This is a genomic window from Bacillus sp. LUNF1 (genome assembly GCF_011008975.1).
Classification (GTDB): domain Bacteria; phylum Bacillota; class Bacilli; order Bacillales; family Bacillaceae; genus Bacillus; species Bacillus velezensis.
In genome coordinates this window covers 1465958-1490138 of the sequence record NZ_CP048876.1, presented here as the reverse complement: position 1 = coordinate 1490138, position 24181 = coordinate 1465958, and the positions used below count along the sequence as shown (strand labels likewise).

The window sequence follows — 24181 nt, the reverse complement described above, 5'->3', positions numbered from 1 at the left end:
CGTTATCCCACCATCCCCATCAAATATACAACGGTAAAGATAAAGACCCACACGACATCGATAAAATGCCAATATAAGCTGGCCACATAATATTTCGGCGCATTATAAAGGCTGAGCCCTCTTTTCGCATTCCGGATCATCAGCGCGCTGATCCACAACAGCCCGAACGCCACGTGTGCTCCGTGTGTGCCGACGAGCGTGTAAAACGCTGAGCCGAGCGCAGAGCTTGTAATGGTAAAGCCGAATTCGTGAGTGTAATGCATAAATTCATAGATTTCCACCCCTAAAAATCCTGCTCCCAATAAAACGGTAACCAAAAGCCACACCTGCATTTTTTTAAAGGAGAAATTCTTCATATGATACATCGCATACACACTCGTTAAGCTGCTCGTTAAAAGAAGCATCGTCGCGATAAATACGATCGGCAGCTCAAACATCTCAGCCGTTGACGGCCCTCCGGCTTTAGATTCCCGCAAAGCAAGGAATGTTGCAAATAGCGAGGCGAACAGAACCGTTTCCCCGCCGAGAAACAGCCAAAATCCCAAAAACTTATTTTTCCCTTCCAGCGTTGCTTTTTCAGGAGAAGCCGGAAAGGTTTCAGCCGTCATTTTTTCCTGCAGCTGCATTATGCCTTCACCCCTTTATCATCATTCGGCAGATCTTCTTTGTGAATATGATAGCCGTAATCATCGACCACAGAGCGAAGCAGCATGGTAAAGAATGTGATGCCGAGCCCTATGAAGATAACCGGAAGCCCCCATGAATAATCGGAGTGGTATAAAAACCCAAACGCTGCGACAAACAGCCCGAAAGATATGATAAACGGCATGATGGATCCGTTCGGCATATGAATGTCCTCTACAGGCTCTGCAGGCGCCATCCCTTCATTTCCGGCCTGCTTTTCAATCCACAGCGGGTCAAGTCCCCGGACAAACGGAAGCTGTTTAAAATTATATTCCGGCGGCGGCGAAGAGACCGCCCATTCAAGCGTACGACCGTCCAGCCACGGGTCGTTCCCGACGTATTTCCCCTTTATTGAGGTATAAATAATATTGACGACGAGTAAAGCAGCCGCGCCCGCCATGAAAAACGCGCCGATTGAACTGATCAGGTTGCCGGTATCAAGCCCCTGGCCGGGCAGATATGTGTAAACGCGCCGCGGCATTCCCATCAAACCGAGGAAATGCTGAATAAAGAAGGTAAGATGAAACCCGATAAAAAATAAGACGAACGAAATTTTCCCCATCGTTTCATGAAGCACCTTCCCGAACATTTTCGGCCACCAGAAATGCACGCCCGCCAGGATGCCGAACACAACGCCGCCGATAATGACGTAGTGGAAATGCGCTACGACAAAATACGTATCATGGAACTGATAATCTGCCGCTGCGGCCGCCAGCATGACACCCGTGACTCCCCCGAGTACGAAAGAAGGAATAAAGGCGACGGCATACAGCATAGGCGTCGTGAATTTGACGTTACCTCCCCAGATGGTCAAAAGCCAGTTGAAAATTTTAATGCCCGTAGGCACCGCGATCGCCATCGTCGCAACCGCAAATATCGCATTAGCGATCGGTCCGAGTCCCGTCGTAAACATGTGGTGAACCCAAACCATGAACCCGAGAAAGCCGATCAGCACGATCGCAAAGACCATAGACGAATAACCGAACAGACGTTTCCTCGCAAAAACGGGAATGATTTCTGAAAAAATCCCAAAGGCGGGAAGAATTAAAATGTATACTTCCGGATGCCCGAAAATCCAAAACAGATGCTCCCAGATTATCGTATTGCCGCCCAATTCAGGATTAAAGAAATTCGTTCCGAACAAACGATCCAGCATCATCAGCGCCAAACCGACGGTGAGCGGAGGAAATGCGAATAAAATGAGTGCCGACGCCACAAATGTCGTCCACGTAAACAGCGGCAGTCTCATATACGTCAAACCCGGCGCCCTCATATTAATAATCGTGGCGAGAAAATTGATCCCCGCAATGAGCGTACCTAAGCCTGATATTTGCAGGCCGAGCACGAAAAAGTCTATGCCGTGCCCTTTCGAATTCAGCGCAAGCGACGCGTACGACGTCCAGCCTGCATCAGGAGCGCCTCCTAAAAACCAGCTCAGATTCAAAAAGATGCCTCCGAAGAAAAACAGCCAAAATCCGAGCGCATTCAAAAATGGGAATGAAACGTCACGCGCCCCGATCTGCAGCGGCACAACCGCGTTCATCAGCCCGAATAACAGCGGCATCGCCGCCAGGAAGATCATTGTCGTGCCGTGCATCGTCATAATTTCATTAAACTGCTGCGCACCCATAAAATCGTTCCCCGGCCTCAAGAGCTGAATCCTGATAAGCATGGCCTCAAGTCCGCCGACGACGAAGAAAAATCCCCCGGCGATCATATATAAAATCGCGATTTTCTTATGGTCAACCGTCGTCAAATAATCCCAAAGCAAAGAGCTTTTTCTTTGCTGTACTGTAAGCGTATTCATCATTTACGACCTCCCCCCTGATATCTCCCTGTCCTCACTTGTTCTCCGCTTTCAGCCCTTTTAAATATTCATACAGCGCATCCGTTTCAGCGTCCGAGAGCTTCGGATAAGTGCCTGTCATTTTATTGCCCGGTTTAATGCTGTCCGGATTTTTCAGCCAGGCTTTTATATTCTCTTTATTCGCATCCTTAATGCCGGCCACTTTGACCCGTTCACCGAAGGTAGCGAGGTTCGGAGCCGTTCTTGCCGCTTCAGCCCGTTTATCATTGGGCTCAACCGCATGACAGCTCAGGCAGTTTTTTTCCTTAAACAGCTCTTCTCCTTGCGCGGCTAAACCGGAATCTGTTGTATGCTTATAATTTTTCATCGCTTTCGTCCATTGTTTAAATTCTTTTGACGGCAGCGGTTTCACTTTGAAATCCATCAGCGCATGTGAAGGTCCGCACAGCTCTGCGCATTTCCCGAAGAAATATTCTCCCGCTTCTTTGCTTCGTTTAGAATCGAAGGTCAGAAAGAAAGTATTGTCATTATCCGTATTCGTATCGATTTTTCCCCCGGCTGACGGAATCCAGAAAGAGTGTTTCACATCTGAGGACTTCAGCTTGAAATAAACGCGTTCATCTGTGGGAACGATCAGCTCCTGACTTGTCACAAACCCGTAATCAGGATACTCGAATTCCCACCAGTATAAATTCGCCCTTACATTAATCACGAGCGCATCCTCTGCTTTACGGTTTTTCTTATCCATCGGCGACGTATCCGCCAGCGCCAATGTATCGATGACAACCGGAATGACAAGAATAATCAGAAGCAGGATCGGAATAACGGTCCAAGTGATTTCTAAAAAACGGTTCCCCTCCACCTGTTTCGGTATCGTGTCTTCCCCTATACGCGACCGTCTGAATCTCACAATGACGTAAAAGAAAATAACTGCTACGACCGCAACGACGACAACCATGATAAGTGTGCTGAGCACCGTCAGATCATATTGTTTATCAGCCACTTCGCCGGCAGGCTTGAGTGTGGACAGAAACGGTTTTCCACAGCCGCTCAATAAAAGCGGCACTAAGGCTAATAATGATAAAAGACGCCAACGCTTTAACATTTCACCCAACCCCTTTTTTGAATCAGTACGAGATGCACAAACAGTAAAACTGCTTCCAGCCGAAATACTTCTTTTCCTCATTTCTTAAAATATGAGATTTTTTACTTAAAATTCCATCTATGTATAAAAGCAAAGCCGCCTGATTAAACAAAAGGTCAAGGCGGCGTTTACTAGTTGTCATTGTTTGTTTTGGCGATCAAACAAGCTCATTATTCAATTAAAACAGCGTGAAGACCACCATCGCTACAAAATAAATGGTCATGTAATTAAGCGAATAGACAAACATAAGAGTTGCCCACTTCATGATGTTTTTCATGCGGAATCCCATCAGTCCGAGAACAAGCCATCCGACATTCAGCAAAGTGCCGAGAATGACGATCGGAAGACCGAGACTGCCGAGGAAAAACGGAAGCGGCAGCAGGCATGCGACCCAGACGATAATCTGTCTTTTCGTCACTTCAAAGCCGTGCACTACCGGAAGCATCGGAATATTCGCTGCTCTGTAATCTTCCGTCTTTTTAATCGCAAGCGCTAAAAAGTGCGGAATCTGCCAGATGAATAAAATCATGAATAAAACCCACGCGACAACACCGATGTGCCCTTCAACCGCTGTCCAGCCGATTAACGGCGGCACGGCGCCTGATACACTTCCGACAACCGTATTAATCGTATAACGGCGTTTCGTCCACATTGTATAAAGAACAACGTACGTAAACACGCCGATAAAACCGATGACTGCTGCCATCACGGTGGTCATCAAAAGCATGATAAGTCCTAAAGCAATGAGTAAAATTCCTGACCACAGCGCTTGATTCGGCTGAATCTTTCCGGTTACCGTCGGCCTTACTTTCGTGCGTTCCATTAAATGATCAATATCACGGTCATAATAGTTGTTAACCGCACAAGAACCGGCGATGATCAAAGATGATCCTATTAATGTAAGAAGCACGGTGTTTAAATTGCCTAAAAAACTCAGACCGGATATATGTAACGCAAGCCACATGCCGGTAAAAGTCGTAATTAAATTCGAATTGACGATTCCTATTTTGATAAGCGAAAGGAAATCCTTCCATGCCGTCGTCTCTTCAATCTGTCCGTCTATAGCTGTATCGTTTAAAATTCTGGAATTAGCCATAACGTAAACCTCCCTTACAAACCTAAAGCAGGTTTTTTAAGACCTGCAACTCTATCATACAAGATAATGACCTGTAAAAAAACATCCTCTTAAATATTAAACGAGAAACAGGAATTTATTTGTGAACTTTTTATGAATTTTACCAAATCCGCCGGTTTCATAATAAAGCGGTTACTTTATTTCTATCAGACCCATCTGGAATAATCAACCCCATTATCTAAGAAGTCCTGATTCTATTATATTTTTGTGAACAAACAGAATTGAGAATTGCCACAAAACACATATTCGCTTACACTTGGTACGTATATCATTTTGTCCAGTTTGTTAAGAAGGTGAATGTAAAATGAATAAAGCTTTGAAAGCGCTCGGCGTGCTGACGACATTCGTCATGCTCGTCGTGCTGATCGGCGGCGCTCTTGTCACAAAGACAGGATCGGGTCTCGGATGCGGACGGCAGTGGCCGCTTTGCCACGGCCGGTTTTTCCCGGAGCTTAACGCCGCTTCTATCATTGAATGGAGCCACAGACTCGCAAGCGGTGTCTCAATCGTTCTCGTGCTGAGTCTCGCTTTTTGGGCATGGAGAAAAGTCACGCCTGTTTTCCGTGAAACAACCTTTCTCGCCATTATGTCCATTATCTTTTTATTTTTACAGGCGCTTCTCGGCGCATTAGCGGTTGTTTTCGGATCAAATGCGCTCGTTATGGCGCTTCATTTCGGCATATCGCTGATTTCTTTCGCTTCTGTTCTGATTTTGACGCTGCTCATATTCGAAGCTGATAAATCAGACAAAAAGCTTGTCAAGCCGCTGAGAATCGGCAGGAAAATGCAGTTTCATATGATCGGCCTTTCGATTTACACGTATATCGTCGTTTATACGGGAGCTTATGTGCGCCATACGAAATCAAGCCTTGCCTGCCCTGACGTTCCGCTTTGCAGCAGGCTGAACCACGGGCTTCCGTCTCATTTTCAGGAATGGGTGCAGATGGGCCACAGAACGGCAGCGCTGCTTCTGTTCGTATGGATTCTTGTCGCTTTTGCGCATGCGGTGCGCTCCTACAAAGATCAAAAACAGATTCTTGGGGGCTGGATAGCGGCTCTTGCCTTTGTTGTATTACAGGCGCTCTCCGGAATCATGGTTGTTTATTCAGAAATGGCCACCGGCTTTGCACTTGCCCATTCGCTCTTTATTGCCGGCCTGTTCGGCGTCTTATGCTATTTCTTATTATTAATCGCCCGCTTCCGATATGAATCAAAACAGCGGAACATCTGAGGCACATGAAAAGGCCGAAGCATTAGAGCTTCGGCCTTTTTACATATAAAAAACCTGATCGCACACGGGGGCGGATCAGGTTTTTTATATTCATTTTACGCTTTTTCAATTTCGATCAGTAAATCGCCTGTCTGAATCGGTTCACCGTTTTTCACATGAATCTGCTGTATCGTCCCGGAGAACGGCGCCTGTACCGTCGTCTCCATCTTCATCGCTTCATTAATCATCAGATGATCGCCTTTATTCACCTTTGCCCCGGTTTCCGTTAACAATTTAATGACGGTTCCCGGCATGGATGCCGCAATGTGGCTTGGGTTTGTCCGATCTGCTTTTAATTTTTCCTGTACGGACGATTTAATGCTTTCATCTTTAATGACCACCTCGCGCGGCTGGCCGTTCAATTCGAAATAAACGACACGTGTTGCATCTGGCTGCGGTTCACCGATAGATACAAGCTTCACGATCAGCGTTTTTCCGCGCTCGATTTCCACTTCGATTTCTTCACCGAGTGTCATGCCATAGAAGAAAGTCGGTGTGTCTAATACGGAAATATCACCGAAGCGTTCTGCCGTTTTAACATATTCAGTAAACACCTTCGGATAAAGAGCATACGCGATTGCGTCCTGATCACTCAATTCCATCTGATGTGTTTCTTTCCATTCTTCTTTAATGCCTTCAAAAGATACCGGTTCAAGCAGCTCACCCGGTCTTACCGTGATCGGTGTCTGTCCTTTCAGAACGAGCTTTTGCAGTTTTTCCGGAAATCCGCCATGCGGCTGGCCGATCTGCCCTTTAAAGAGCTCAACGACTGAATCCGGAAAATCAAGCGTTTCGCCTTTATCATAAACATCTTGTTCTGTTAAATTGTTTTGCACCATGTAAAGCGCCATATCTCCGACGACTTTGGAAGAAGGTGTTACTTTCACGACGTCGCCGAACATGCGGTTGACGACGCTGTACATGTCTTTCACCTCATTCCAGCGATCACCGAGGCCGACTCCTTTTGCCTGCTGCTGCAGATTACTGTACTGGCCGCCCGGCATTTCATGATTATAAATCTCAGTATGCGGAGACTTCATCCCGCTTTCAAATTCACTGTAATACTGACGAACGGATTCCCAGTATTGCGACAGTCTTTCCACCTGCCGGACATCCATTTCAGGACGGCGGCTGTTCCCTTCAAGGGCATGATAAAATCCGCTTGCGCTCGGCTGTGAAGTCAGACCCGCCATTGAGCTGACGGCGACATCCACGATGTCCACACCCGCTTCAACAGCTTTGGCATAGAGAAAGACGCCATTGCCGCTCGTATCATGCGTGTGAAGATGAACGGGAATATCAATCGTTTCCTTCAGCGCTGAGATAAGTTCGTATGCGGCTTGAGGTTTCAAAAGACCGGCCATGTCTTTAATCCCGAGAATGTGCGCACCAGACGCCTCAAGCTCTTTCGCCATAGAAAGATAATATTTCAAATCATATTTCGTCCGGGTCTTATCAAGAATATCTCCCGTGTAACAAATCGCAGCCTCCGCCACTTTTCCGGTTTCACGGACGGCATCGATGGCCAGCGTCATCCCTTTTACCCAGTTCAGGCTGTCAAAGATCCGGAATACGTCAATACCTGACTCCGCTGACTGCCGGACAAATTTTTGGATGACATTGTCCGGATAGTTTGTATAACCGACGGCATTTGATGAACGAAGGAGCATCTGGAACAATGTGTTCGGCACTTCTTTGCGAAGATCTTCAAGGCGTTTCCAAGGGTCTTCTTTTAAGAAACGGTACGCTACATCAAATGTCGCGCCTCCCCACATTTCAAGGCTGAACAGTTCAGGCCACAGGGCAGCCGTAGGATTCGCGATTTTTTTCAAATCATTGGATCTGATCCGGGTTGCAAGCAGAGACTGATGGGCATCCCTGAACGTTGTATCGGTCAGGAGCACGGATTTTTGCTCTTTCACCCAGTCTGCAAGCCCCTCAGCGCCTCTTTCGTCAAGGATCTGTTTCGTACCGCTTGCCGGCTTTTCTTCGATACCTAACGTAACGGTCTGAGGCTTATCAAATGCAGGTTTTTCTTTTTTCCCGATTCCCGGAAAACCGTTCACCGTGACATTGCCGATATAGGAAAGCATTTTTGTTCCGCGGTCCTTCTGTTTTGGGAAAACAAACAGCTCAGGCGTTGTGTCGATAAACGATGTGTCGTATTGGCCCGTCAGGAATTTTTCATGCTTTGCCACGTTTTCAAGAAACGGAATATTGGTCTTAATGCCTCTGATCCGGAATTCCTGCAGGTTGCGGACCATTTTTGCTGATGCCTGTTCAAACGTCAGCGCCCATGTCGACAGCTTGACGAGCAGTGAATCATAGTAAGGCGTAATGACGGCGCCCTGGAAGCTGTTTCCCGTATCAAGGCGGACGCCGAAGCCGCCGCCTGAGCGGTAAGCCATAATTTTACCCGTGTCAGGCATAAAGTCATTCAGCGGATCTTCAGTGGTCACACGTGATTGTATCGCATACCCGTTTGTAAAAATGTCTTTCTGCTCAGGGATATTGACGGCACGGCTGTGGAGTCCGTAGCCCTGCGCGACGAGGATTTGCGTCTGAACGATATCAACCCCCGTTATCATTTCCGTAATCGTATGCTCCACTTGCACGCGCGGGTTCACTTCAATAAAGTAAAATTCACCGCCCGCTACGAGAAATTCCACGGTCCCCGCGTTGATATAGCCGACATTTTTCGCAAGCGCCACAGCCGCTTCACAGATTTCGTCCCTTAATTCAGGCTGCAAAGATACACTCGGCGCCACCTCAATGACCTTTTGATGGCGTCTCTGAACGGAACAGTCCCGCTCATACAGATGGACGACATTGCCTTCTTTATCTCCGATCACCTGAACTTCAATATGCTTAGGATTTTCGATCAGTTTTTCAACATACACTTCATCGTTTCCGAATGCGGCTTTCGCTTCTGATTTGGCCCGCTCAAACGATTCTTTCAATTCGCTTTCACTTCGGACGATTCTCATTCCGCGGCCTCCGCCTCCGAGCGATGCTTTAATAATAAACGGAAATCCGTGGACTTTTGCGAATTGTTCGACATCTTTTAATGTTTCAGCCGGTCCGTCACTCCCCGGAATAACGGGGATGCCGGCTTTTTCTGCCTGCTCCCTCGCCTTTACCTTATCTCCGAACATATCCAAATGCGCTGACGTCGGTCCGATAAATACGATGCCCTCTTCTTCACAGCGTCTCGCAAATTGGATATTTTCAGAGAGAAATCCGTAGCCCGGATGAATGGCATCAACACCGTTTCTTTTTGCGATCTCAATAATCCCTTCAATATCAAGATACGCGTCAATCGGTTTTTTGCCTTCTCCCACAAGATAAGCTTCATCCGCTTTATAGCGATGATAGGAGCCCGAATCTTCTTTTGAATAAACGGCTACCGTTCTGATGTTCAATTCTGTGCACGCCCGGAAAATCCGGATCGCAATTTCTCCCCTGTTTGCTACTAACACTTTTTGGATGGATTGTTGTGACAAACTTTTCTCCCCCTTGGCCTAATAAATATGTAGTTTATAATAAAGGAATATCCGTCCTGTGTATACACTTGTTTTTTAGAGATACACAGATTTTTCCGTCTGCCGTCTTTTTACCCCCTTAGACGGAACGGGCTCCCTCTTTTTCTTCTTTTCTGAGTACTTGACATGCATGCTGACATTCACCAATATACCGGCGCTCATTAATAACAACAACATTGATGAGCCCCCGTAGCTGATAAACGGCAGCGGAACACCTGTAATCGGAATTAAGCCGCTGACACCGCCGAGATTGATAAAAGTCTGAATCGCAATCATGCTGGATATCCCGATTGCCAAAAGGCTCCCGAACGGATCTTCACATTTTCTCGCAATATAAAAACCTTTTAACACGACAAAAGCCAGCAGTACAATGACAAACAGGACTCCGAAAATGCCGAGCTCCTCTGAAATAACCGCCATAATAAAGTCTGTATGCGATTCAGGCAGATAACCGTATTTTTGAATGCCTTCTCCAAGACCGAGACCGAAAAAACCGCCTGAGCCGATCGCATAATACGAATTTATAATCTGCAGGCCTGATGTGCTGGCGTATTTAAATGGATTTTCAAGGCTTTCAAACCGGCTCATACGACCGGGTGTCAAAATATCGTCCCATTTCAGATAGATGATCGGGCTGACAAGGAGCAATACGATTCCCGCCATGAGAACCAGCCTGAGCAGGGTCCTTCCGCTGAATCCCGAACACATAATGACGCAAAACGCGATCAGACCGATAATCATTGCCGTTCCGAAGTCGGGCTGAATGGCGATAAGCGCACAAATAACTACGGTGACGATCACCGGCGGAGCAACCCCCGTCAAAAGCTGATCGATGTAGCTTTGTTTCTTTGCGTATACCGCGGCAAGGTACAGTATCAGGGTCAGCTTGACAAATTCCCCCGGCTGAATGGCCATTCCGCCGATTTTAAACCAGCTTTGCGCGTTTCCGGCAACATGTCCGAAAACAAACAGCGCGCAAAGCGCAGCCACTGACGCAAGCAGTATGAATTTCTGAATCTTTTGATGGGCGAACACTTTGTACGGAAAAACGGCCGCGATGATAAACAGCACAAACCCCGCGATGACGGCGAACAGCTGCCGTTTAAAGAAATAGTCGCTGCTCACGCCGTAACGCATAACGGCGGTAATCATGCTTGAGCTGTATACCATTACCAATCCGAAACAGCACAGCAGAATGATAGCGCATATCAATGAATAATCGTAAGATTTTAACATTCTTTTAAACATAACATCCTCTTTCCTGCTTAAAGCTTACGTTTAATACCTATAGCGTATTATATTTTACTATAATTCATAAACAATTTACGCAGTTTCTTTATAGTTTTTCGGATGAAATGCAGATTAAGAGACCGTCTTACGAAAAGAAGATGCAAAAAAACGGTTTACGGTTATAAAAAAACCCAAACCGTTGAATAGTTTGAGTTTGATCATTTATTTTCCTGTAAACGCGTCATGCAAAGCAGACAGTTCTCTTTCAAGTCTGTCCAGCAGCTCTTTGCCGTCGTTTTCGTCAACTAATCCCAGGCGGACAGCAAAATCGATTTCCCTCGACAGTCCGAACATCTGAGTATCCAAGACCTCTTCATACAGAGGACATTGAGGCATCGTTAAGTTATCCATTTGTACTCGGATCAGCTTCAAAATCTTCTCAGCATCTAACTTCAACAGCTCGAATGCTTTCTGCTGATGGTCAACTATAATCTCTGAAGCCAAAAGTATCCCTCCGTTCCCCAGGCGAGTACCTAATTCTTCTATTTATCATAAAGGGTATCAGGTGAAATTGCAAGAGGATTTAAGCAGATGTTATGATAAAAAAATGTTTCAAAAAATACTCAGCCTGTATTTCTCAGACATGATTTCCAAAAGCTTCACACCCGCGATGCTGTTGCCTTTTTCATCAAGCGCCGGGCCGAATATACCGATTCCGAAGTTGTACGGCGAAATGCCCATGATTCCTCCCGAAACGCCGCTTTTAGCGGGAATGCCGACTTTAATCGCGAATTCTCCGCTCGCATTGTACATGCCGCATGTCACCATAAACGTCTTGCAGATTCTCGCCACATCTTTTTTAATGACCTGCTCCCCGGTTTCCGGATGCTTGCCGTCAAGGGCGAATACACAGCCGATTTTGGCTAAATCCAGACTGCTCATCTTAATCGCGCACTGTTTTGTATACAAATCCATGACCTCTTCAACATCGCCTTTAAAAATGTCATACTGCTTCATGTAATAACACATGGCCCGATTAATCATGGATGAACTGAATTCCGATTCCGCGACATGGCTGCAATATGTAATGTCCTGATTATTCGCAAGTCTTCTGATGAATCCGAGCAGGTAATCCAGGCGGTCTTTCGGCGAATGCCCTTTAATTAAGCCCGTAACGACGAGAGCCCCTGCATTAATCATCGGATTTAAAGGCTTGCCCGGATTCATTGTTTCAAGCTTAATCATGGAATTAAACGGGTCGCCGGTCGGCTCCTGACCCACGCAGCTGAACACCTTTTCCTTTCCGTAATCCATCAGTACGAGCGCCAGAGAAAGCACTTTCGAAATGCTCTGCAGCGTAAATGTCCGGTCGGCGTCTCCTGCCGTCAGACATGTATTTTCCGCATGATAAATCGTGACCGAAAGGCTGTCTTGTTCAGATTCAGCCAGAGCCGGAATATAGTCTGCCACTTTGCCTTCTTCGGTTCTTTTTTTGGCTTCCTGAACTAATGCGTCCAGCTCTTGGTAATGCCGGCATACCATGTCGATCATCCTCACTTCGCTGCCGTTGTATACATCTAATTTGCGACGCAAAGTGACAATTCATGCGAAAACTTTTATACTTTAAGTAAAGGGGGGCTTCACCATGAGCGTTATTCAAGTAAAAGGCAATGTTACATACCCGATTACAATTGATCCGAGTGTCTGGATTTTCGATGACCGCAAGTTTCCGTTTGAAAAAAATCAGCCCGTTCATCCGGACGGCTCTGCAGAAACCCAGGAGCATACGCTTGATCCGGAACGGGTGATCAGAGAAGGGCGCATTTCGCCGCCGACTTTAAAAAGCGAAAAACGTTATGAAAAAGAAAGACTGATGAACGGCAGCTTCGCCATGAAGCTCGGCGCTGTTTTAGCAAATGCCGAGCCGAAAGAAAGCGCTGTCCTGTGCGCATTTATTTCAAAATCAGAAAGAACCGAAGTGCCGCTCGAAAAGGCGATGGACGCAGTCGCGCATTTCAGTGATGCGGGGAAACCCCTTCAAGACGGCGGCCCGGTCCATTTTTACGTGGACGGAGACTTTGAAAAACCGATAACGGGCGTCACAGAAATCGAAGTTTTATAACAAATCGGCGGCAAGCTGTGCAAGGCCGGATCTCTCACCTTTCACAAGCTTCACGCTGCCGGAGACGGTTTGTTCTTTAAACCGTTCTACAACATAAGCAAGTCCGTTGTTTAAACTGTCTAAGTATGGGTGATCTATTTGCTCCGGATCGCCCATCAGGACAATTTTGCTGCCCTCTCCCACCCGAGTCAAAAGCGTTTTGACCTCGTGCCTCGTCAAATTCTGAGCCTCATCAATAATAATAAACTGATCCGGAATGCTTCTTCCCCGAATGTATGTCAGCGCCTCCACCTGAATCGATCCGATTCCTGCCAAAATCGCTTCAAGTTCACCCGGCTTTTTCGCATTGAATAAAAATTCAAGATTATCAAAGATCGGCTGCATCCACGGCTTGAGCTTTTCCTCTTTTTCGCCCGGCAAATATCCGATATCCTTTCCCACCGGGACGATGGGACGCGCGACGATCAGCTTTTTATAAATCCCGAGATCCTCCGTCTGCAGAAGCCCTGCCGCGAGAGCAAGCAAGGTTTTTCCCGTCCCCGCTTTTCCGATCAGGGTGACAAGCGGGATATCTTCCCTCAGCAGGAGTTCAAGCGCCATTGTCTGCTGGACGTTCTTCGGCCTGATGCCCCATACGTGCTCATCATCGAAAACGAGTCTTTTTACAGTCTCGCCTTTCTTATCTGTCATGCCGACCGCAGACGAAGATCCTCCTAATTCATCTTTCATCAGCACAAATTGATTCGGATAAACCTGATGCTGCTGAAGCTCCTTGACTGAAATTTGTTTGTTTTTATAAAACGAGGCAAACCGCTCTTTATTCATAAATATATCTTTGTACCCGCTATATATTTCATCATGGTCAACGACTCTGTCGTTTAAAAAGTCCTCCGCCAAAAGCCCGATGGCATCCGCCTTTACCCTGACAAGCACATCTTTGCTGACCAGGATGACGAGGCGGCCGTTTTCTTTCGTTTCCTCCTCAAGGCTTAAATTTTTTGCCACCGCCAAAATGCGGTTATCATTCGTTTTTTCGATAAAAATTTCTTGGAGCTGGTGAAATGACCGGTGGTTCAGTTCAATTCTGAGCGTTCCTCCGCTTTCAAGCGGAACTTTCTCGTGCAGCCTTCCTTTCTCCCTGAGCCCGTCTATCAGCTTAGATACGTGCCTCGCATTTCTCCCGACCTCGTCCATATACCGCTTTTTTGAATCGACCTCTTCCAGCACGACGGCGGGGATGACAACTTCGTTTTCTTCAAAGGAAAAAATGGCGTTAGGATCCTGCAAAAGTACATTCGTATCTAACACATAAATTTTACTCAAGTCTCAGCCTCCTGAAATAAGGATCAAAGCCCATCGTGTGCTTCTCTTTCCGCGAATAACGGGGATGCCTGCTAAAATATATGATTTTGTGAATAAAGATAGAAGGTTAATTCAACAATAAAATAAATGAAAGCATTCAAGGAGGAAATCTGACGTGCGAATTCTTTTCATTATCATACAAGCCTTGTTTATCCTTACCGGCTGCACTGCTGTACAGGACGGCCGCGGCCGCAATATTCAGAACGAATCAGCCGATCAGCGCGATGCAAAACCGATCCATGTGAAAAATACGGCTCCTGAGACAGCTGAAAATCCCGGCCGGACAGACATCGCTAAGCATCTCGTCGAGGTAACCGAAAAAATCCCCGGCATTTCAGACGCCACCGCGGTTGTACTCGGAAGATACTCCGTTGTCGGTATCGATGTGGATGACAATTTAGAAAGAAGCAAAGTGGAGAGCATTAAATACACGGTTGCCCAGGCGTTAAAAAACGATCCTTACGGCGCCAATGCCGTTGTCGTGGCTGATCCTGATACGGTTTCCCGTCTGAGAGGCATGGGCAGCGACATTAAGGCCGGCCGCCCCGTTTCAGGCATTTTGGACGAACTTGCCGCCATCGTCGGTCGTGTCATGCCGGAAGTCCCGAATGATGTGACCGACAATGAAAAAGAATCACCGACTCAATCGAATGATGATCAGCTGAACCAAAGAGACCAGAACAAGCTGCAGAACGAACAGAACGATCAATCGGATCATCATATGAAAAACCGCCGGTAAAAAGCAGCGCCCGCTCCAAAGGAAGGGCGCTGCTTTCTTTCCCTTTGGCAGGAGGGGCATCCATGTTATAATGCTTGTCATAGTGAAAGAGGTGAAAAATCAATGAGAGTAAAATGTTCCATTTGCGACAAAATCGAACAAATTGATGATGAAACACTGACAGCCAAACGCCTCCGCAATCGTCCGATTCATACATATATGTGCCGGGAATGCCATGACCGAATCAAAGTCAAAACGGAGGCACGGCTGAATACCGGACACTTTTCCTTTCATCCCGGACAAAAAGCGAAAAAAGATAAACTGAAAAAATAAACCGCAATAAAAAAATGACCCGCCGGAAGGCAAGGTCATTTTTTTATTGCGGTTTAGCTGACTGGCTTTTTTTGGACTGGTGCAGACGGATTTTGTAAACGATCAAAATCAAAGCGGCGACAACAAGCCCTTCTCCGACCGGCAGAAACACACCGAAAAAAGTCAGTACGGTGCAGCCGAGCACGAGAAAGAGATAAACTGCCGCAGCCTTCAACACCGGCAGCCGTTTGGCAAAGCCGAGTTTAAATACAATCACTGAAAGCACGACGATTGTTCCGTATAACAGCCACATTCCCGTCAGCGGATGCTCATCCACTTGGTAAAGAGCCGCAAAGAACGACAGCCGTTCACTTACTTCATTCAAAAGGATCCCCCTCCCCTTTTCCGTTCGGGTTCTACCTCTTCAAATTCTGCAAGTGATTAAGACATTCCTGCTGTTTTTTTCTTTTTCGCCGCTTTTTCACGTTCGTTTTTATTCAGGATTTTCTTTCTTAAACGGATGGATTCCGGCGTTACTTCACAGTATTCATCTTCGTTTAAGTACTCGAGTGATTCTTCAAGCGACATAATGCGCGCTTTCTTAATTGTAGTCGTTTGATCCTTCGTAGCGGAACGGACGTTTGTCTGCTGTTTCATTTTGCTGACATTGACGACAAGGTCATTGTCACGGTTATGTTCGCCGACAATCATGCCTTCATATACTTCTGTTCCAGGCTCAACGAAGATGACGCCGCGGTCTTCAATACCTTGAATTCCGTAAGATGTCGCTTTTCCGTTTTCCATGGAAACGAGCACACCCTGACGTCGGCCTCCGACTTGGCCTTTTTGCATCGGCTGATAGCTGTCAAACGTGTGGTTCAGGATACCGAACCCGCGTGTCAGTGACAGAAACTCAGTAGAATAGCCGATGAGTCCGCGTGAAGGTACGGTAAAGATCAGGCGGACCTGGCCGTTTCCGTTATTAATCATATCAAGCATTTCGCCTTTTCTCGCACCCATTGATTCCATAACAGAACCGGTATGCTCTTCAGGCACGTCAATCTGTACGCGCTCAACAGGCTCGCAGCTTACGCCTTCGATTTCCTTAATGATAACTTCAGGTTTAGACACTTGAAGCTCATAGCCTTCACGGCGCATGTTTTCAATTAAAATGGACAGGTGAAGCTCACCGCGTCCTGAAACAACCCATGCGTCAGGTGATGCAGTCGGTTCGACACGAAGACTGACGTCTGTTTGAAGCTGCGCGTTCAGACGCTCTTCAATTTTGCGGGCTGTGACATATTTGCCTTCACGGCCTGCAAACGGGCTGTTGTTTACAACAAATGTCATTTGAAGCGTAGGCTCATCAATGCGCAGAACCGGCAGCGGCTCATGGTGGTCAGCCGGACAAACCGTTTCACCGACGTTGATGTCTTCCATGCCCGAAACGGCAACGAGGTCTCCCGCTCTCGCTTCTTCAATTTCCACGCGTTTCAATCCTTGGAAACCGAAGATTTTCGTTACGCGGAATGATTTTACCGTTCCATCAAGTTTCATCAATGAAACCTGCTGACCCACTTTCATCGTGCCGCGGAAAACGCGTCCGATACCGATACGGCCGACATAATCATTGTAATCAAGCAGCGCCACTTGGAATTGAAGAGGCTCTTCGGCGTTATCTACCGGGGCAGGGACATGTTCAAGAATCGTTTCATACAGTGATTCCATATTTTCGTCCTGCTTTTTCGGATCCAGACTTGCCGTTCCGTTAATCGCAGAAGCGTAGACGACAGGGAACTCAAGCTGTTGTTCGTTTGCGTCAAGCTCGATGAACAAATCAAGCACTTCATCAATGACTTCTTCCGGGCGGGCGAAATCACGGTCGATTTTGTTTACGACGACAACCGGATTTAAGTTCTGCTCAAGGGCTTTTTTCAGTACGAAACGGGTTTGCGGCATGCAGCCTTCATATGCGTCAACGACTAACAGAACGCCGTCAACCATTTTCATAATCCGTTCTACCTCTCCGCCGAAGTCGGCGTGTCCCGGAGTGTCCAAAATATTAATGCGTGTATCTTTATAGTTAATCGCAGTATTTTTCGCAAGAATTGTAATACCGCGTTCACGTTCAAGATCGTTTGAATCCATTGCGCGTTCGGCAATATTTTCGTTGGCACGGAATGTTCCGGCTTGGTGAAGCAATTGGTCTACCAAAGTCGTTTTCCCATGGTCAACGTGGGCAATAATCGCGATGTTGCGAAGATCGTTTCGAAGTTTCACATTTTCATCTCCTAAAAAAATTAGATAACTTTCATATTATACCACACATCCTCTTTAAAAGCGTTACGTTTTTCTGTAAACTGAAAGTATGACGTTAAAGGGGATGGAAATATGAAAAAATTGAATTGGCTCTTATTATTATTTGCATTCGCAGCAGTCTTCAGCATGATGCTGATCGGCGTATCAATCGCTGAGAAAAGCGCATGGGGCATCATCGGAAGCATTGTTCTCGTTATCGCCATGATGGGAAGCGGTTTCACCGTAAAGAAAAAAATGCGCGAACAGGGACTGCTTGATTAAAAGCATGACCCTTTGCAAAATTCCGTAAACATGAAAAGCACAATATCTAATGAAGCCTGAATCAAAGACTCAGGCTTTTTTACATTCTCAAAACAGGCTTTAGATGTAAGGCTTATCTCCCCCGCCGCCTAGTCAGGAAGCCGGAAATGACGGCCCCCACTCTAGTTACATCAGCAGATTCCCTCAGAAAATGCAGTCTGAAATAGTCCGGCATCGTTATGCAGAAAATACCATACCTCCTATATCAATTCCATCATTGTCTTTTTATACTTGTGGCTGTAAGCAAATACACATGACAAGGAGAGAACAAAATGAAAACATCTTTTTTGAAGAAAACCGCTGTAACTGCCGCCGCAACCGCCTCAGCCGCCTTGCTTGCATTCAGTCCGCTTGATTCTGCCGGCGCAAAAACGATCCAGGCAAATGAGCCGCATGCCCTGCAGGCTTCCGCAGAGAAAACACCGGAAGACGCGGCAAAACTCATTGACATCATCAGCCAATCGATTTACGAAAAAGACGGTGTCTATTATTTTGACGGTGAAAAAGCGGTTGAATTGGGATTAGATCAAGAACAAGCCCAGATCATTCAAAAGCTGTGGGACAGTTCAACCGAATTTTTAACCGTTCTTTCCCAATGTATTGAGAAAACGGACGGCGAATATACATTTAATAAAGAAAAAGCGGTGGAGCTCGGCTTTACGGAAAAAGAGGCCCTTATCGTTGATCAGCTGTTCACCGCTTTTTCCCAAAGTCTTCATATCCTTCAATCTGCGCTGATTGAAGAAGACGGTGTGTATACGTTTGATCAGGACCTTGCTGAAAAAGCGGGAGCAGGAAAAAAAGAAGCAAAGCTGTGTGCCGGATTCTTTAATTCACTGCCCCAGGAATTGCTTGAAGGCATTTATACAGCCTTTCATCCGGCTGAGTAAACGGATTAAAACGCCCGGTCATTCAGCCGGGCGTTTTTTTAAATCAGCAGTTTAAGGATCAGCATGATAAAGAAAACAGCACCGAACATACAGGCTGCTTTTATCAGCAGTTTCCCGTAATACCGTTCCTTAAACCGCCTTTCTTCTTCTGCATAACAAGCTGGCGCCTTCATCTTAGGGCTGCCGAGGTCAAGCGGCTCCTTCATCATATGATATAAACTCCCGCACTTACCGCATGATTCAAGATGACGGGAAATAAACCGCTCCGTTTCTGTTTCACAATCGCCTTCAATATATAAAGGGAGTAAATCTCTCACTAAACAGCAAGTCATATCTGTCCGTCCTTCCTTTTTTCCGCCAAGTGCTGTTTCAGCTGCATTCTTGCCCTGTACAGGGTGCTCTTCACCTTCGAAAGACTCCAGTCCAAAACATCTGCAATCTCTTCGTAAGACAGCTCTTGAAATACCTGTCGAAATGCTGAATAAAATGACTAAAAATCTCTGACATCTGAAACAATCCTTTTCGTTTATTAAGGCCTCACCCGTTTAGACAAACGGCTATAAAAAAAGTTTTACAGATCGGAACATTTTTCCCCTATCATTTTTCCCGACTTCATTTGTCATTTTTTTCAGAATAAATCGCATCATTCGACTCATGTCTGATTCAACACGTGCCTCTCGGCTTATCCCCCGATGCTGGCCGCCGGAAGCCTTTCCGGGACGATTCTATCAATTCATCAGCGGAGTCTAGTTTTATATTGCAGAATGAGAGAATGCTGGTTTATTATAACAATATAAGTTTTCATTATTTTCAAAAAGGGGGATTTATTGTGGGTTTAGGTAAGAAATTGTCTGTTGCTGTCGCCGCTTCCTTTATGAGTTTAACCATCAGTCTTCCGGGTGTTCAGGCCGCTGAGAATCCTCAGCTTAAAGAAAACCTGACGAACTTTGTGCCGAAGCATTCTTTGGTGCAATCTGAATTGCCTTCAGTCAGTGACAAAGCAATCAAGCAATACTTGAAACAAAACGGCAAAGTCTTCAAAGGCAACCCTTCTGAGAGACTGAAGCTGATTGACCACACGACTGATGATCTCGGCTACAAGCATTTCCGTTATGTGCCTGTCGTTAACGGTGTGCCTGTGAAAGACTCACAAGTCATTATTCACGTCGATAAATCCAACAATGTCTATGCGATTAACGGTGAATTAAACAACGATGCTTCTGCCAAAACGGCAAACAGCAAAAAATTATCTGCAAATCAGGCGCTGGATCATGCTTTTAAAGCAATCGGCAAATCACCTGAAGCCGTCTCTAACGGCAACGTTGCAAACAAAAACAAAGCCGAGCTGAAAGCAGCGGCCACAAAAGACGGTAAATACCGCCTCGCCTATGATGTAACCATCCGCTACATCGAACCGGAACCAGCTAACTGGGAAGTAACCGTTGATGCGGAAACAGGGAAAGTCCTGAAAAAGCAAAACAAAGTGGAGCATGCCGCTGCAACCGGAACAGGTACGACTCTTAAAGGAAAAACGGTCTCATTAAATATTTCTTCTGAAAGCGGCAAATATGTAATGCGTGATCTTTCTAAACCTACCGGAACGCAAATTATTACGTACGATCTTCAAAACCGACAATATAACCTGCCGGGCACGCTCGTATCAAGCACTACGAACCAGTTCACAACTTCTTCTCAGCGCGCTGCCGTTGATGCGCATTACAATCTCGGCAAAGTGTACGATTATTTCTATCAGACGTTTAAACGCAACAGCTACGACAATAAAGGCGGCAAAATCGTATCTTCCGTTCATTACGGCAGCAAATACAATAACGCGGCCTGGATCGGCGACCAAATGATTTACGGTGACGGTGACGGCTCATTCTTCTCGCCTCTTTCCGGTTCAATGGACGTAACGGCCCATGAAATGACACATGGTGTTACACAGGAAACAGCCAACCTGAACTATGAAAATCAGCCGGGCGCTTTAAACGAATCCTTCTCTGATGTATTCGGATACTTCAACGATACTGAGGACTGGGATATCGGTGAAGATATTACGGTCAGCCAGCCGGCTCTCCGCAGTTTATCCACTCCGACAAAATACGGACAGCCCGACCATTACAAAAATTATCGAAACCTTCCGAACACTGATGCCGGCGACTACGGCGGCGTGCATACAAACAGCGGAATTCCGAACAAAGCCGCTTACAACACGATTACAAAAATCGGCGTGAAAAAAGCGGAGCAGATTTACTATCGCGCACTGACGGTATATCTCACTCCGTCATCAAACTTTAAAGATGCAAAAGCAGCTTTGATTCAATCAGCGCGGGACCTTTACGGCTCTCAAGACGCTGCAAGCGTAGAAGCGGCCTGGAATGCGGTCGGCTTGTAAACAAGAAAAGAGACCGGAGAAATCCGGTCTCTTTTTTATATCTGAAACATTTCACAATGGCTTCACCATGATCATATATGTCTTTTCCCGATCGTCTTTTTCAAGCTTGAGCTGTTCAAAGCCGCATTGGCTTAAAAACAAAACCCATTCCTGCCTGTCCAGGGGAACGGCTGAAAACATCGCTTTATGCTCTCCTCTCAGCCGGCCCGCAATCTCTTCAATGACCGCGCGTCCGATTCCTTTCTCTTTTGCCTCCGGAGCGACGGCCACGGTTCCGAGCCACGGTTTTCCGTTTGAAGGGGCCCATTCCAAATGAAAACTGACGGCGGCAGGAGCGCCGTCAATCTCCCATACGAGCCACGTTCCATTGTACATGGAGTATGCAAGCATAAACTCCGCCGCATTTTTTGTTCCGAACTCTTCGTTTTTCCACACCGGGTGTGATGCCGCCAGCTGCTCCAGAAAACCGAGATCTTTCTCTTCAAAATCTCTACCTGTCAGCATGTAAATAGTCGTCAAAGATAATTTTATGTATTGCCGGATTGCCCGCAAGCACGCTGTGGTTGTCTAAAAACGTAAACGGTTCGCCGTCTGTGGTCGTGTAAATGCCCCCGACTTCGTTCAGCAGCACGCAGCCGGCAGCGTAATCCCACGGCGCGAGCCTCATCGTAATGTATGCGTCAATGCGGCCGGCGGCAACACTGGCCAGCTCAAGTGCCGCCGAACCATAGGAACGCGTTCCTCTGACCCGTTTTACGAGCGGCGCCAAAATACTCGGGTCAATCCTTCTGTTTTCCGTCACCCATGTGGCATTGATTGCAATAATGGCTTCTTCAATGGAAGCTTCTTTTAAAGGAGCAAGCGGCGTATTGTTCAGATAAGCTCCTTTTCCGCTGAATGCGTGATACAGCTCGTCCTGCATCACATCATAAATTAAGCCGATTTTGCCTTTTCCGTCTTCAAAGATGCCGATGGAGATCGCGAAATGCCGCTTTTGATGGACAAAATTCATCGTCCCGTCGATCGGATCAATGATCCAGACGATTCCGTCAAGGGAGCGGAGTTTATCCCCCTGCCCTTCTTCTCCGAGAATCCGGTGTCCGGGAAAAGTTCCCTGTATACGGTCAATGAAAAAGCGCTCCGTCTCTTTATCAATATTTGTGACTAAATCATTCGGATTTGATTTTGTTTCAATCGTCAAGCTTTTCTGCATGGATTGTCTGATTCTCGTTCCGGCTTCTTTTACCCACTTTTTTGCGATATCATCAATTTCCGTCCAATTTGTCATACCGTGTACCTCTTTTCTATGTATAGCTTATTCTATAGCATACTGATAAAGGCGATGAAAAAGCAAGGAAAATGAAAAAAATGCCTTCTCACGTAAAAACGAACCATTTCCTGCGGTTCGTTTTTACTATTCTTTATCCGTTAAGCCGAATCCATTCTTTTCTGAGACGTTCCAGTTTTCTTTTGCTGAGATCGATTTGATCTGCATTCTCTTTTTGCATGGCCTCATACAGGGTTGCCAATTCATAATCAACCTCTAGTCTCCAGACAGCTACACGGTTATTTTTTTCCTCCCTGAATCCTTCCTTCACCACTTGCCTCATTGTCTTTCGCCCCTTCCAGAGATCATTTGTTAAAAAAGCATCCCATTTTTCCAATTTATTAATGATACTTCTTATATCGTATGGAAACTTATATTCGGCTGTAACAACATTCTTAAAATTGTGTGTTTACCTATTCGTTTTTTACCACCAATCCTCTCGGCTCAAACGTTCTCAATGTTTTTGCGGCCGGCGGCGGCTGTGGTAAAATATGAATACTTACGATAAGGAGGAAAAAGATGACTCAGATGCGTTTTACAAAAGAAGACTTCGATACATTTACAATAGAAGGTTTAGATCCGCGCATGGAGGTGTTAAAAGAACAAGTCCGTCCGAAGCTGACCTTGTTAGGAGAGCATTTCGCACCGACATTGTCAGCATTGACAGGAGATGAAATGTTCCCGCATGTCGCCAAGCACGCGAGAAGATCTGTCAACCCGCCGGCTGACAGCTGGGTTGCCTTTGCCAACAGCAAACGCGGGTATAAAAAACTCCCTCACTTTCAGATCGGTTTATGGGACACCCATATGTTTGTATGGTTTGCCATCATTTATGAATCTCCGATAAAAGAGGAATACGGCAGATTGCTGGAAGCGAAGCAGGAGGACATCACAAAACAGATTCCCGGTCATTTTGTATGGTCCCCGGATCATACGAAGCCAGGGGCGTACAAGCAGTCCGACATGGATCAGGAGCAGCTGAAAACATTATTTGAACGCCTGCAGACAGTGAAAAAAGCAGAGCTTTTGTGCGGCATTCAGCTGCAAAAAGAAGACGTGATCAACATGAACAACAATGAATTCCTGCAAACCATTGAAGATGCTTTTAGGAAGCTTTCCTTTTTATACACACTGACTCAGAAAGTCTCATAACATAAAAAGCGGGCCGATTGCCGGCTCGCTTTGTCTACATTTTGATAATCGCTTGATCTGATTGTTTCGCCTGTTTCACAGTCCGATACGGGGAATAGGTGCTGTCAGCTTCAAATTGGCTGCAGATTTTCTTTTCTTCCGCTTTCCCGGGAACGATTTCTTTAAAGCGGCGGTACGTATTCAGAAGTCTGTCTCGGTCAGCCCCTTTTTCATAGGCGTTTTCCACCTGCTGAAAAAAAGCAATGACATCCACGGCCTCCTCTGTCGTCCAGTCCTCATTCATCGGATATTGATATTCCAAATGTCTTCACTCCTTTATAATCATGCTCAAAAAAAGCATCTTCCATAGATCATAAATTGTTCTTTACTTTCTTTCAAGTTCATAATATAATTCATTTGTTTTACGTTTAAAAAACGGGTAATAAAACTGAATGTAATACAAACTAATCCGTAGGTATTATGATAAAGGTGG

24 protein-coding genes and 1 pseudogene are annotated in these 24181 nt (G+C 46.1%); 8 read left to right on the top strand and 17 right to left on the bottom strand.

Annotation, left to right across the window (positions count from 1 at the left end; genetic code table 11):
• Positions 1-2: 2 nt before the first annotated feature.
• The 4 genes from ctaE to cyoE form a co-directional block, all read right to left on the bottom strand.
• Positions 3-626 (bottom strand): cytochrome c oxidase subunit III, encoded by a 624-nt coding sequence (ctaE, locus tag G4O42_RS07505; protein WP_003154482.1) that lies wholly within the window; start codon positions 624-626, stop codon positions 3-5.
• Complete coding sequence (ctaD, locus tag G4O42_RS07500; protein ID WP_032874807.1) at positions 626-2494, bottom strand: cytochrome c oxidase subunit I; 1869 nt, start codon at positions 2492-2494, stop codon at positions 626-628. Before ctaD ends, ctaE begins: the two co-directional genes overlap by 1 nt.
• Before the next feature lie 31 nt (positions 2495-2525).
• On the bottom strand, positions 2526-3596 hold the full coding sequence (gene coxB, locus G4O42_RS07495) for a cytochrome c oxidase subunit II (RefSeq protein ID WP_003154484.1): 1071 nt from the start codon (positions 3594-3596) through the stop codon (positions 2526-2528).
• 217 nt (positions 3597-3813) lie between these two features.
• Entirely contained in the window at positions 3814-4731 is a 918-nt protein-coding gene (gene cyoE / locus G4O42_RS07490) for a heme o synthase (protein WP_003154486.1), read from the bottom strand.
• A 343-nt stretch (positions 4732-5074) separates the two neighbouring features.
• On the opposite strand from cyoE, the gene ctaA reads away from it, so the two are divergent.
• On the top strand, positions 5075-6001 hold the full coding sequence (ctaA, locus tag G4O42_RS07485) for a heme A synthase CtaA (RefSeq protein WP_007611205.1): 927 nt from the start codon (positions 5075-5077) through the stop codon (positions 5999-6001).
• 95 nt (positions 6002-6096) lie between these two features.
• Here ctaA and pyc read toward each other — a convergent pair whose 3' ends face one another.
• From pyc to glsA, 4 genes are all read right to left on the bottom strand, one after another.
• Complete coding sequence (pyc, locus tag G4O42_RS07480; protein ID WP_032874805.1) at positions 6097-9543, bottom strand: pyruvate carboxylase; 3447 nt, start codon at positions 9541-9543, stop codon at positions 6097-6099.
• A gap of 75 nt (positions 9544-9618) precedes the next feature.
• The gene (locus G4O42_RS07475) at positions 9619-10830 is read right to left on the bottom strand and encodes an FtsW/RodA/SpoVE family cell cycle protein (RefSeq protein WP_015239798.1); all 1212 of its coding nucleotides are present in this window, start codon (positions 10828-10830) and stop codon (positions 9619-9621) included.
• A gap of 204 nt (positions 10831-11034) precedes the next feature.
• Positions 11035-11316 (bottom strand): Fpa/YlaN family protein, encoded by a 282-nt coding sequence (locus G4O42_RS07470; RefSeq protein ID WP_003154494.1) that lies wholly within the window; start codon positions 11314-11316, stop codon positions 11035-11037.
• Between the two features lie 108 nt (positions 11317-11424).
• Positions 11425-12354, bottom strand: a complete 930-nt coding sequence (gene glsA / locus G4O42_RS07465) for a glutaminase A (protein WP_029325894.1) — start codon at positions 12352-12354, stop codon at positions 11425-11427.
• Positions 12355-12457: 103 nt separating this feature from the next.
• Between glsA and G4O42_RS07460 the strand changes: the two genes are divergently transcribed.
• Positions 12458-12934, top strand: a complete 477-nt coding sequence (locus G4O42_RS07460; RefSeq protein ID WP_032874803.1) for a hypothetical protein — start codon at positions 12458-12460, stop codon at positions 12932-12934.
• Here G4O42_RS07460 and G4O42_RS07455 read toward each other — a convergent pair.
• Positions 12929-14257, bottom strand: a complete 1329-nt coding sequence (locus G4O42_RS07455) for a PhoH family protein (protein ID WP_007409679.1) — start codon at positions 14255-14257, stop codon at positions 12929-12931. The genes G4O42_RS07460 and G4O42_RS07455 overlap by 6 nt on opposite strands.
• Positions 14258-14411: 154 nt before the next feature.
• Between G4O42_RS07455 and G4O42_RS07450 the strand changes: the two genes are divergently transcribed.
• Positions 14412-15035 carry a YhcN/YlaJ family sporulation lipoprotein gene (locus G4O42_RS07450; RefSeq protein WP_012117484.1) on the top strand — a complete coding sequence of 208 codons (624 nt, stop codon included), beginning with the start codon at positions 14412-14414 and terminating at the stop codon, positions 15033-15035.
• Between the two features lie 102 nt (positions 15036-15137).
• A complete protein-coding gene (locus tag G4O42_RS07445) occupies positions 15138-15347 on the top strand; it encodes a YlaI family protein (protein ID WP_007409677.1) in 210 nt (69 codons plus the stop codon).
• A 43-nt stretch (positions 15348-15390) separates the two neighbouring features.
• Here G4O42_RS07445 and G4O42_RS07440 read toward each other — a convergent pair whose 3' ends face one another.
• Positions 15391-15711 (bottom strand): YlaH-like family protein, encoded by a 321-nt coding sequence (locus tag G4O42_RS07440; protein WP_007611192.1) that lies wholly within the window; start codon positions 15709-15711, stop codon positions 15391-15393.
• A 56-nt stretch (positions 15712-15767) separates the two neighbouring features.
• Entirely contained in the window at positions 15768-17606 is a 1839-nt protein-coding gene (gene typA, locus G4O42_RS07435) for a translational GTPase TypA (protein WP_032874801.1), read from the bottom strand.
• A 111-nt stretch (positions 17607-17717) separates the two neighbouring features.
• On the opposite strand from typA, the gene G4O42_RS07430 reads away from it, so the two are divergent.
• Positions 17718-17906, top strand: a complete 189-nt coding sequence (locus G4O42_RS07430) for a YlaF family protein (RefSeq protein ID WP_003154504.1) — start codon at positions 17718-17720, stop codon at positions 17904-17906.
• Between the two features lie 311 nt (positions 17907-18217).
• A complete protein-coding gene (locus G4O42_RS07425) occupies positions 18218-18835 on the top strand; it encodes a hypothetical protein (RefSeq protein ID WP_032874799.1) in 618 nt (205 codons plus the stop codon).
• Positions 18836-18873: 38 nt separating this feature from the next.
• Here the strand turns inward: G4O42_RS07425 and G4O42_RS07420 are convergent, their stop codons facing one another.
• Both G4O42_RS07420 and G4O42_RS07415 read right to left on the bottom strand, forming a co-directional pair.
• Complete coding sequence (locus tag G4O42_RS07420; RefSeq protein ID WP_032874797.1) at positions 18874-19167, bottom strand: anti-sigma factor family protein; 294 nt, start codon at positions 19165-19167, stop codon at positions 18874-18876.
• Positions 19164-19298: pseudogene (locus G4O42_RS07415) on the bottom strand (RNA polymerase sigma factor); the annotation flags it as partial. The pseudogene G4O42_RS07415 and the gene G4O42_RS07420, both read right to left, overlap by 4 nt.
• A gap of 366 nt (positions 19299-19664) precedes the next feature.
• Between G4O42_RS07415 and G4O42_RS07410 the strand changes: the two are divergent.
• Positions 19665-21230: a M4 family metallopeptidase gene (locus G4O42_RS07410; protein WP_032874795.1), complete on the top strand. Its 1566-nt coding sequence runs from the start codon at positions 19665-19667 to the stop codon at positions 21228-21230.
• A 51-nt stretch (positions 21231-21281) separates the two neighbouring features.
• Here G4O42_RS07410 and G4O42_RS07405 read toward each other — a convergent pair whose 3' ends face one another.
• From G4O42_RS07405 to G4O42_RS07395, 3 genes are all read right to left on the bottom strand, one after another.
• Positions 21282-21734 carry a GNAT family N-acetyltransferase gene (locus G4O42_RS07405; protein ID WP_032874793.1) on the bottom strand — a complete coding sequence of 151 codons (453 nt, stop codon included), beginning with the start codon at positions 21732-21734 and terminating at the stop codon, positions 21282-21284.
• A complete protein-coding gene (suhB, locus tag G4O42_RS07400) occupies positions 21721-22518 on the bottom strand; it encodes an inositol-1-monophosphatase (RefSeq protein ID WP_032874791.1) in 798 nt (265 codons plus the stop codon). The genes G4O42_RS07405 and suhB overlap by 14 nt, the downstream gene beginning before the upstream one ends.
• Positions 22519-22651: 133 nt before the next feature.
• Positions 22652-22840, bottom strand: a complete 189-nt coding sequence (locus G4O42_RS07395; protein ID WP_007409669.1) for a hypothetical protein — start codon at positions 22838-22840, stop codon at positions 22652-22654.
• Positions 22841-23076: 236 nt separating this feature from the next.
• On the opposite strand from G4O42_RS07395, the gene G4O42_RS07390 reads away from it, so the two are divergent.
• Entirely contained in the window at positions 23077-23709 is a 633-nt protein-coding gene (locus tag G4O42_RS07390) for a DUF1054 domain-containing protein (protein ID WP_007409668.1), read from the top strand.
• Positions 23710-23743: 34 nt separating this feature from the next.
• Here G4O42_RS07390 and G4O42_RS07385 read toward each other — a convergent pair whose 3' ends face one another.
• A complete protein-coding gene (locus G4O42_RS07385; protein WP_032874789.1) occupies positions 23744-24010 on the bottom strand; it encodes a UPF0223 family protein in 267 nt (88 codons plus the stop codon).
• Between the last annotated feature and the right edge of the window lie 171 nt (positions 24011-24181).

Coding starts and splice junctions, on each gene's coding strand:
- G4O42_RS07425 (WP_032874799.1), top strand. CDS start 18,218: ATGAAAACATCTTTTTTGAAGAAAACCGCTGTAACTGCCGCCGCAACC.
- G4O42_RS07405 (WP_032874793.1), bottom strand. CDS start 21,734: ATGCTGACAGGTAGAGATTTTGAAGAGAAAGATCTCGGTTTTCTGGAG.
- ctaA (WP_007611205.1), top strand. CDS start 5,075: ATGAATAAAGCTTTGAAAGCGCTCGGCGTGCTGACGACATTCGTCATG.
- G4O42_RS07390 (WP_007409668.1), top strand. CDS start 23,077: ATGACTCAGATGCGTTTTACAAAAGAAGACTTCGATACATTTACAATA.
- G4O42_RS07475 (WP_015239798.1), bottom strand. CDS start 10,830: ATGTTTAAAAGAATGTTAAAATCTTACGATTATTCATTGATATGCGCT.
- G4O42_RS07420 (WP_032874797.1), bottom strand. CDS start 19,167: ATGACTTGCTGTTTAGTGAGAGATTTACTCCCTTTATATATTGAAGGC.
- G4O42_RS07395 (WP_007409669.1), bottom strand. CDS start 22,840: ATGAGGCAAGTGGTGAAGGAAGGATTCAGGGAGGAAAAAAATAACCGT.
- G4O42_RS07460 (WP_032874803.1), top strand. CDS start 12,458: ATGAGCGTTATTCAAGTAAAAGGCAATGTTACATACCCGATTACAATT.
- glsA (WP_029325894.1), bottom strand. CDS start 12,354: ATGGTATGCCGGCATTACCAAGAGCTGGACGCATTAGTTCAGGAAGCC.
- coxB (WP_003154484.1), bottom strand. CDS start 3,596: ATGTTAAAGCGTTGGCGTCTTTTATCATTATTAGCCTTAGTGCCGCTT.
- ctaE (WP_003154482.1), bottom strand. CDS start 626: ATGCAGCTGCAGGAAAAAATGACGGCTGAAACCTTTCCGGCTTCTCCT.
- suhB (WP_032874791.1), bottom strand. CDS start 22,518: ATGACAAATTGGACGGAAATTGATGATATCGCAAAAAAGTGGGTAAAA.
- ctaD (WP_032874807.1), bottom strand. CDS start 2,494: ATGATGAATACGCTTACAGTACAGCAAAGAAAAAGCTCTTTGCTTTGG.
- G4O42_RS07430 (WP_003154504.1), top strand. CDS start 17,718: ATGAAAAAATTGAATTGGCTCTTATTATTATTTGCATTCGCAGCAGTC.
- G4O42_RS07445 (WP_007409677.1), top strand. CDS start 15,138: ATGAGAGTAAAATGTTCCATTTGCGACAAAATCGAACAAATTGATGAT.
- cyoE (WP_003154486.1), bottom strand. CDS start 4,731: ATGGCTAATTCCAGAATTTTAAACGATACAGCTATAGACGGACAGATT.